This is a genomic window from Pseudomonas sp. 22082 (genome assembly GCF_052046055.1).
In the GTDB taxonomy this organism is placed as follows: Bacteria; Pseudomonadota; Gammaproteobacteria; order Pseudomonadales; family Pseudomonadaceae; genus Aquipseudomonas; species Aquipseudomonas pharyngis.
Window position 1 is genome coordinate 1 of record NZ_JBQEQB010000050.1, and the last position, 1,730, is coordinate 1,730.

Genomic DNA, 1,730 nt, shown 5'->3' on the forward strand with positions numbered 1-1,730 from the left:
TCAATGAAGTTCTCATAAAAAATCCGCGGCGTAACATCGGCTCCATACCCAACAAACAACACCCCTGGAGCACACGATCATGAAACGCCAAATCCTTCTCGGCATCGCTTTCTCGGTTCTTGCAGTCAACGCTTTTGCAGCCAAACCCGCCCACACCATGATCGCCGAAGGCGGTTCGGATCGGTTGATTGAAAGTCGTTTAGCTGAGGGTGGTTCGGATCGTTTGATCGAACGCCGTGTTGCCGAAGGTGGCGCTGATCGTCTGATCGAACGCCGCGTTGCTGAAGGTGGTTCGGATCGTCTGATCGAACGTCGCGTTGCCGAAGGTGGCGCTGATCGTCTGATCGAACGCCGCGTGGCTGAAGGTGGTTCGGATCGTCTGATCGAACGTCGTGTTGCTGAAGGTGGCGCTGATCGACTGATCGAACGCCGCGTTGCTGAAGGTGGCGCTGATCGCCTGATCGAACGCCGCGTTGCATAAGTAAGCAGCGCATAAAGATAAGCCCGGCCTGATCAGCCGGGCTTTTCTTTGCGCGCGCTTTTTGCGTTTGCTGGGTAAGCTCTTAGCCCGACGCTGCGAATTTCAGGTTTCCCGTGGACATTGAACGACTACTGAAGAAAAAACAGCTCAACGTGCAGGAGCAAAACGCAGTCGTTGCGCATCGTTTGATGCTTTGCGCCAGTGAATGGCGCAAACAGGGTGTACCTGTCGCCCTGGCCCGATACGGAGAATCCCAAGGCATCGACTGGTCGTCGTCCATCGTGCTGGAACTGGAAATCGACTTTCCCGGCATGCCTCGCCTGTTCGGACTTTTGCTGGATCAAAACGAATGTTTCATCGCATTTGAAATCGATACGGACGCCTCCCATGAACACATTGAATCCGTGGATCGCTGGGAGGACGTCTCGTCGATGCAAAATACTTCGACATCTAATCCGGGCACAGGTAAAGGCTTTGCCTCGATCGCGCTGGACGTGAAGCGTCAGCTTGTTTGATCGCTCTTTGCGCAACGCTCACTCTTCGGCGTCTTGAAGTCGTCACTGGTTGAGTATCTACGCCTCATCAAAAGGAGCACTCATTGAACATGGGCCCGAAAACCGAAACGCTGATCAAGGTACTGAATGAGTTAATCAGTGTTCTGGAAAGCGACGGAGAAGCGCACTGGAGCGCGTGGATGCGAAAAGCTCGCGCACGATTGCTGGACTCCGATTATTCCGGAATCACGTGGCTGCTCTCGGCCTATGGCGGGATGGGGTCCTTCAATGATGTCGTGCTCGGACAAACCAGTATCAACGGTGCATTTGCCTGGAAGCGCGGCTATGGCGAACTGAATGCAAAATTTGCCGAACTCCGTGAGCAAGCCTACGGGCTGGCCAATGAAATCAGGCACATGCAGCGATAACGGCATTCATTGCTGGCGTCGATAGTCACCATCAGCTCAATGAAGTTCTCATAAAAAATCCGCGGCGTAACATCGGCTCCATACCCAACAAACAACACCCCTGGAGCACACGATCATGAAACGCCAAATCCTTCTCGGCATCGCTTTCTCGGTTCTTGCAGTCAACGCTTTTGCAGCCAAACCCGCCCACACCATGATCGCCGAAGGCGGTTCGGATCGGTTGATTGAAAGTCGTTTAGCTGAGGGTGGTTCGGATCGTTTGATCGAACGCCGTGTTGCCGAAGGTGGCGCTGATCGTCTGATCGAACGCCGCGTTGCTGAAGGTGG

General features: G+C 54.0%; 3 protein-coding genes and 1 pseudogene. All 4 read left to right on the plus strand.

Annotation, left to right across the window (positions count from 1 at the left end; all coding sequences use genetic code 11):
- Nucleotides 1-79 precede the first annotated feature (79 nt).
- A complete protein-coding gene (locus tag ACTJK9_RS29535; RefSeq protein WP_221397646.1) occupies nt 80-481 on the plus strand; it encodes a hypothetical protein in 402 nt (133 codons plus the stop codon).
- A gap of 113 nt (nt 482-594) precedes the next feature.
- Complete coding sequence (locus ACTJK9_RS29540; RefSeq protein WP_085613239.1) at nt 595-996, plus strand: hypothetical protein; 402 nt, start codon at nt 595-597, stop codon at nt 994-996.
- An 89-nt stretch (nt 997-1,085) separates the two neighbouring features.
- The gene (locus ACTJK9_RS29545; protein WP_085613240.1) at nt 1,086-1,403 is read left to right on the plus strand and encodes a DUF6966 domain-containing protein; all 318 of its coding nucleotides are present in this window, start codon (nt 1,086-1,088) and stop codon (nt 1,401-1,403) included.
- Nucleotides 1,404-1,518: 115 nt separating this feature from the next.
- A pseudogene (locus tag ACTJK9_RS29550) lies at nt 1,519-1,730 on the plus strand (hypothetical protein); the annotation flags it as partial.